This is a genomic window from Pseudoalteromonas sp. MQS005 (genome assembly GCF_001661605.1).
In the GTDB taxonomy this organism is placed as follows: domain Bacteria; phylum Pseudomonadota; class Gammaproteobacteria; order Enterobacterales; family Alteromonadaceae; genus Pseudoalteromonas; species Pseudoalteromonas tetraodonis.
This window is the reverse complement of record NZ_LYRQ01000097.1, coordinates 1-6,395: the sequence shown is the minus strand read 5'-3', so window position 1 is coordinate 6,395 and position 6,395 is coordinate 1. Positions and strand designations below refer to the sequence as shown.

The window sequence follows — 6,395 nt, the reverse complement described above, 5'->3', positions numbered from 1 at the left end:
AATGCAGTATAAACTTTCGAAAATTGGTCAATAACTTGGTTATTTTTTGAAAAATAGCGCGTATTTTTTTTTAAATTACTATTGAAAGGAATTATAAATCAAAGGAATTTAAAAATGTTAAAACAAACTATCGCACTTGCAATGGCGCTTACATTAACTGCATGCTCATCAAATAATATTGAAGACAGAATTGAAAAAATTAATGAGACCAATATTACAAAAGCTGAAATTAAATCGGATAAAATGGACAACTTAATCGATTCGGTTCCAGATTGGTATATGGATATCCCACAACCAGATGGTACTGGTTTTTATGGGGTGGGCTATGGCACTTCTAATAAACCGCCTTTTGCGTTGAAATCTGCTGAGCTGCAAGCGAAATTTGATTTGGTTAAAAGCTTTAAGCAGTTGGTGTCAGGCCAGGAGCGCTCGTATGAAAATCAAACTATGGATGCAAATGTTGAGTCTCAGGTTAACATTCTAATTGATTCTCTGGTTGAAGAGCAGTCAGTAGCTGGCTTCCAAAGGGTTAAGCGTGAGCTTTATAATGTTGATGGGGTTGCTAATGCTTATGTTTTACTGAAGATGCCCTATGATGAATACAATAAAGCGCTACAATCAATGCGAGCAAAAAGTGTTGAGAAGAAAATGGAGATGGCCTTTAATGAGCTCCAAAAAAGACTTGATAAGCGTAAGCAGGTCGAGATTGATAAAAATACAGCTAAGCACCGTCGTGAAGTTGAGCTGAAGGAGCTAGATATCAAGCGGGTCACGGAGTTAAGAAAAGCTGAACTTCAACAGAAAAACGATAACAAAGCCATAAAGAATTAAAATTTTTAACTAAAAATAGTAAAAAATAGCCCCCCAACTAAACGCACAACAATTAACCTTTGTTGTGCGTTTTTTTTGGAGTGAATTATGAGTGTAAGTTTGGGTAAAAAGGTCGATAGAGTAAGTATGGTTGGTTTTGGAAAACCTCTCGCAATAGGTGTAGTTGTTCTTAGTTTAATTTTTTTGTATTTTACTTTATCTAAACCAGCGAAAGATCAGGTGAATACCGCTGTAAATATTGTAATAGAATTAACTAAAGAAAAAGTTGAGCTTAACCATTATCTTTATTCTCAACTTGCTACGTGGCAAGGCTCACATATTAACGCAAAGGATTATGCAGATTTTGATGTAACTAGCCTTTCTGTATCTCAATTCAACAATCTGACCTACTATTTAATACATCGCTTTAAGTTTGCATCCAGTCAAGAACGTGAAGCCATGGTAAAAGTGTACAGCCATTATTTAACGAATACTGAAGATCAGCTTCCTGGGCCTGAAATTGAGTATTTTAATTGCTTAAGTCAGGGGGAGTGTGATTATAAGGCGCTTATCGAATTATACCCTTCGTCTAAATGGGTACCTCACTGGGCAATTGAAGCTGACAATCGGTATGTTGAAGAAATGTCACAAAAGTTGAACGAGTTGGATTTAAGCCCGGTTAAAAATGTAACGTACTTCAAGTATAAGCCAAAAAATACTGAGTTGGTTGTCGTCCCACCTAAGCTTGCAGACTACATAGTGACAATCCCATTTTATGAGAATTGTGAGAATAACAACCAAGAATTACTGTTGTATTTATATGAAGTTAAATTAATAATCCCTGATCTAAAAGGATTATCAGAAGAGTTCATGGCGCTGGCGAAGAATGGGGTTTGTGAGTAATTTATTATTAGTTATGTGGTTGCAGATTGTTATGCAACCACATACTGTTTAATTAACAACTTGACTAGTTTCATCAAACAAAGAGAGTTGTAACCGCTCAGAAGTCTCAATTAGATGATTAATTTGATTGATCATCGTTTGGGCGGTAACGCCGAAAGCAATGTCAACGAAGCAAGTTGCAATTAAGTTGTCTTTATCGCGGTAAACTTTAATTCCATTTATATTCTTATTAATATCATTTAAAGTAACCAGGCTTAAGTACTTATATCTATCACTAAATATGACATTAAAACTAAATTGGGAGCAAGGTGACTCGCTTCCCCATTCCTCTAAAGGCACAATACACACGCTTAGCGTAGCAGATGCAAACTCTATATTTTCAACCGATACAGCCTCACCAATTGAGTTATGCAAAATACTTAAATTCATATTTAGGTATGAGTTCAAAACTTCAATCATCTCGGAAGGCAGTAAATCAGTAACCGTATGATGTAGCTCAATGGTAGTTGATAAATCATCCGCATCATTCTTCGTTATTTTATGTATTTCATTGTCATGAGAATTATTAAACATATAAACCCTTGTTCGACTAATTATTCTTCCAGTATACGCGCATTATAATTCGTGCATTGTCCAAAACAATAACCCCATCCCTACTAGTATTTTTTTTCATTTCTGCGCGAATTTAATTTTCAGTCACAATGAATTTAATATTTAGAAAAGGGTTTAAAAGATGCTTCAACAAATCAACGTCAATACTACCGATCAAAATTGGTTTGATAATATCTCACCAGCCTATAACGATCTTGGAGAGGCTAACTTTTTAGATTCGCAAGGCGATTTGATTGAAGGCATCTATGATGGCGTTCCTAATGATGTTTACCACAGCTTAGATGCATTTAGCTCGACATTAATTAAAGAGCTTACAAAAAACACACCTGCACACGTTTACCGTCAATATTATAGCGATGTAGAGAGAAAAAGAACTCTTGCACAGCGAAGCACTCTTGATACGGGCACATATGGCCATGAATTGATTTTAGAACCTGCTGGATTTTATGACCGCTATTTCCGTGTCCCTTTAGCTGTTGATTACCCTGCAGCACTGCATACAGCAGCTGAAATTAAAGACATTTTAAAAGAAAAGGGTGAAAAGACAAGCGGCACTAAAGCGGAGCTGATCAAACGTTTAACTACAATTGATAAAAGCGTACAAATTTTTGATTGCATTCTTGCCTCGGCAATAATTAAGGGGGCGGGTCTTAGTGCTTATAACGAAGCGCTAAAGCTTATTGATGAGAAGAAATGCACTAACGTGTTATCAGCTTTTGATGATGGAAAACTGTCTCACATTACGAATAAAACACCTATCGACGGGCTTGTCTGGGATGATGCACACCGCATTCAAAGCACATTTAAAAGTCACGCTAGAGCTAAGCGCCTTATTTCTAACGGTTACGCCGAGCTAACAGTTATAGCTCGCGACCCTGATACGGGTTTAATGCTAAAAACAAAATTTGATTATATAAATAAGCGCGCTGTTGCTAGCGACGTGAAAACAACTCGTTCGGCAAATCCCCGTAAATTTGCTATGCAGTGTCGTGACCTTAGATACGATGTGCAAGAGAGCTTTTACAAGTATGTTGCAAACTTAGCAGGCATACCCGTTAAATTGTTTGCTTTTGTAAGTATTGAGTATTTAGAAGCTGATATATGCGAAGTTTTTGAACTTAAGCGCTCGCGACAGCTAACTGCAGATAATGACATGAGGGATGGCTTACGTATGCTTAAGGAATGCTTGGATACTGAAAACTGGTTTGGCTACTCTAAAAACGATGAAATAATGGTTATTGACTGGTGAAATGCGCGATTTTAATAAACACGTAGACTTATAAGCAATTAAGCACTTAAGGAATCGATATGAGCATTTCACAACAAGACTATGAAAACCTACTTTACAGCAAGCTGTATGAATGTGAATCGCAATACCAAGCGTATTTAGCTGAGCATAATGAAAAGCTTAACTTTAATGCGGAACTTAACTACATGTATAAGGCTGTAATGAGCGGTGTTGGTATAGAGGGAGGTTTCCCCTATACGCCACTCGAAAGCATTGTAGAGTCGTTTTTAAAAGCAGCTAAGCTAGGTTTGTCACTAGACCCTTCTGAACAGTTTTGTTTTTTACGTTCTCAGTATGATCATAGCACTGGGCTTTATCACACTGAATTAGGTCTTGGTTATAAAGGTGTGCTTCACCTTGCATACCGTTCAGGTAAAGTAAAACAAATAGTAAGTAATGTTTTTTATAATAAAGATAACTTTCAATTTAATGGGCCCAATTCAAAGGTCACTCACACTATGACTGTTTTATCTACTTCAGCCCGCGGGAATCTGGCTGGTGGGTATTGTCAAACTGAATTAGTAGATGGAAGCTTTATTGTTACTGTTATGCCTCCAGAGGAAATTCTGGCAATAGAAGAGCAGGGAAAATCAGTAGGTAATCCAGCATGGTTATCAGCGCATGTTAATCAAATGCGTGAAAAAACATTAATTCTAAGGCATTGGAAAACATTGTATCCGGCAATCTACTCCTCCTCACTATTGGATTCAGCGCAGATTTTTGATGATGAATGTGAAGAGTTTCCATTTAGCTCACCATCGCAAGGTTTTAGTGAGTCACAAACGATAGGATCTTACTAATGTTGCCAGTTAAATTAGAACAGTTAATTCAAAATACAGCATCAGAAGCAGAGTTATGGATAAATATGCTAGGCATTTCATGTAACGAAACGCATGGCGCATTAGTAAAACAATGTACTGATGATTGCATAATATCTACCATCAAATCCGTAGAGCAAATGGTTGGTAGCTTAGATAAAGAATTGATTCACGTTTTTGATATTCGCCCAAGAAAGCATCCTTTAACTACTGCCTATTCATTATTTCCCATATTGAGTGTCACTCGATTTTTTGATTATTTGAAAAAAGAAGGCATTGTTGAAGACTTTGATTGTAAGGTTGTCGGTGATAATGATGTTTTTAATCTGGATTTAAGTTCCAATACTATTCAGCATGAACCTAAGCAAAGCGAATCATATTCTGGAGCTTATTTATTTGTAAGGTTTGTTGGGGGTGTAAATAAAATTTGGTACATGAATGAGCATGAAATGCTCAGCGCTTATGACTCATGGTTAACTCAGGTTTTTGGTGGTCTAGATGTTTTTGGCTCTACAGAAGAATGGGTTGGATTTGCTTTAACTTTACGTGCTTTAAAAACATTTGATGTCTTTGACCATGTAATAAACCACAGCGTGTTACCTGTATTTAAATCTCGTTTAACCGCATTTTATTCTGAATACTTTAACTACTTTACGAGTTCAAATAATGCACGTTTTGCTAACTGCGTTAACTTATCAAAATACTTAACTACGGAAGGTAGCCAGATTGAAGCTGAGCTTCAAAAAATGGATGAGTACATTGAGCCACCAGCCAATGTAATTACCCTTGGTTATCATAAGCTAAACAGTGATGATAAAAACGATATCGCGACTGAAGACGATGATTATAGCGATATAGATTTTGGAGTAATATAATTGTGTTAAAAATTAAATCTGAAATTCTTCTTAAGATAGGTCGCCGCAATAATTGGCGGGAAGTGGCTTTTTTCGCTAATGCTAATGAGACTAAATTTGAGGTTCGTGAATACTATGGACAAAATAAATTAGCATACATCAAAGAGGTATCACGCTTCCCTTTTGATAGTTATGGCGTTGCTACTATGAACTTCGATAACATAGTTAGATCGCGTGAGATTGATGGCTACGAGATTGAGCATAGCTTAAGAACAACGATTCCTTGCATGCCTTTTTTGCAGTTTAAACCACCAGCATATAGCTGTGATTTTAAAACGCCTTTTCGCGAGCAGTTTAAAACACTCAATGAACCGGTTGTACTTCCTATACATGATGGAAAGCGAGTTTATATAAAGTTAGGCTCAGAATCGATTAACTCTATACAGATGGTCGATATAGCAGGTAATTCCATTGAAGCACCGGAAAAGCTAGTTAATGAGCTGCAGCTGAAAGTAAAAATATCACAATTAGAATGCGCTGTTATTGAAGGGTACCTTGAAAGCGACTTTGGAATTCGAGTTGTTGACGTACTAATGATGAATGGGATGGCAATTGAGCAGCCGTACAGTAGCCGCATTAAGGCTATTAAGGGGGTTTTAGGGAGTAGTAATATTATTCGCTATATTGATGCAACTGCTAACCATGGTGAATTAAAGCAAAATAAAGCAAGGCACTTTTTAGTAAAAGATAACACCAAACCCTGTGGCGGTGATTCTACATTTGTTGTACCCAACTTCTATAGCATTAAAGTTTTAGTTGAAAAAGCGTATGACTATCGCCCGGGTTATTACAAAGTTATGTTTACTACTGAAAGTGGATACGAAAGCATTGGTGACCTTTATTCGCCACATGAAGAGCTACACCCTAACATCCAGGTGCAGATTGCTTTTAAAAATGTTGAGAACGGCCTGCCGGTTGGGTTTTGGTTAAGCCCCATCCAGAATAAAGAAAAGCTAACTTACGATGAAACAGGTACCGAAATGTCACAAATGCAAAACCTAAATGAATACTGGTATGGTTTATAATAATTATTTTTATAAATAATCACTT

7 protein-coding genes are annotated in these 6,395 nt (G+C 36.7%); 6 read left to right on the top strand and 1 reads right to left on the bottom strand.

Going from position 1 to position 6,395, the window contains the following annotated elements; all coding sequences use genetic code 11:
• Nucleotides 1–114 precede the first annotated feature (114 nt).
• Nucleotides 115–831 (top strand): hypothetical protein, encoded by a 717-nt coding sequence (locus A9479_RS19245; RefSeq protein WP_064664304.1) that lies wholly within the window; start codon nt 115–117, stop codon nt 829–831.
• 87 nt (nt 832–918) lie between these two features.
• Entirely contained in the window at nt 919–1,713 is a 795-nt protein-coding gene (locus A9479_RS19240; protein WP_064664303.1) for a hypothetical protein, read from the top strand.
• A 48-nt stretch (nt 1,714–1,761) separates the two neighbouring features.
• Here the strand turns inward: A9479_RS19240 and A9479_RS19235 are convergent, their stop codons facing one another.
• Nucleotides 1,762–2,286, bottom strand: a complete 525-nt coding sequence (locus A9479_RS19235; RefSeq protein WP_064664302.1) for a hypothetical protein — start codon at nt 2,284–2,286, stop codon at nt 1,762–1,764.
• Nucleotides 2,287–2,446: 160 nt separating this feature from the next.
• On the opposite strand from A9479_RS19235, the gene A9479_RS19230 reads away from it, so the two are divergent.
• Genes A9479_RS19230 through A9479_RS19215 form a run of 4 tightly spaced genes read left to right on the top strand, consistent with a single transcriptional unit; the run spans nt 2,447 to nt 6,370 of the window.
• Entirely contained in the window at nt 2,447–3,574 is a 1,128-nt protein-coding gene (locus A9479_RS19230; protein ID WP_064664301.1) for a PD-(D/E)XK nuclease-like domain-containing protein, read from the top strand.
• Nucleotides 3,575–3,633: 59 nt separating this feature from the next.
• Entirely contained in the window at nt 3,634–4,413 is a 780-nt protein-coding gene (locus tag A9479_RS19225) for a recombinase RecT (protein ID WP_064664300.1), read from the top strand.
• Complete coding sequence (locus A9479_RS19220) at nt 4,413–5,306, top strand: hypothetical protein (protein ID WP_064664299.1); 894 nt, start codon at nt 4,413–4,415, stop codon at nt 5,304–5,306. The genes A9479_RS19225 and A9479_RS19220 overlap by 1 nt, the downstream gene beginning before the upstream one ends.
• A gap of 2 nt (nt 5,307–5,308) precedes the next feature.
• On the top strand, nt 5,309–6,370 hold the full coding sequence (locus A9479_RS19215) for a hypothetical protein (protein ID WP_064664298.1): 1,062 nt from the start codon (nt 5,309–5,311) through the stop codon (nt 6,368–6,370).
• The last annotated feature ends 25 nt before the right edge of the window (nt 6,371–6,395 follow it).

Coding starts and splice junctions, on each gene's coding strand:
- A9479_RS19220 (WP_064664299.1), top strand. CDS start 4,413: ATGTTGCCAGTTAAATTAGAACAGTTAATTCAAAATACAGCATCAGAA.
- A9479_RS19235 (WP_064664302.1), bottom strand. CDS start 2,286: ATGTTTAATAATTCTCATGACAATGAAATACATAAAATAACGAAGAAT.
- A9479_RS19245 (WP_064664304.1), top strand. CDS start 115: ATGTTAAAACAAACTATCGCACTTGCAATGGCGCTTACATTAACTGCA.
- A9479_RS19240 (WP_064664303.1), top strand. CDS start 919: ATGAGTGTAAGTTTGGGTAAAAAGGTCGATAGAGTAAGTATGGTTGGT.
- A9479_RS19230 (WP_064664301.1), top strand. CDS start 2,447: ATGCTTCAACAAATCAACGTCAATACTACCGATCAAAATTGGTTTGAT.
- A9479_RS19225 (WP_064664300.1), top strand. CDS start 3,634: ATGAGCATTTCACAACAAGACTATGAAAACCTACTTTACAGCAAGCTG.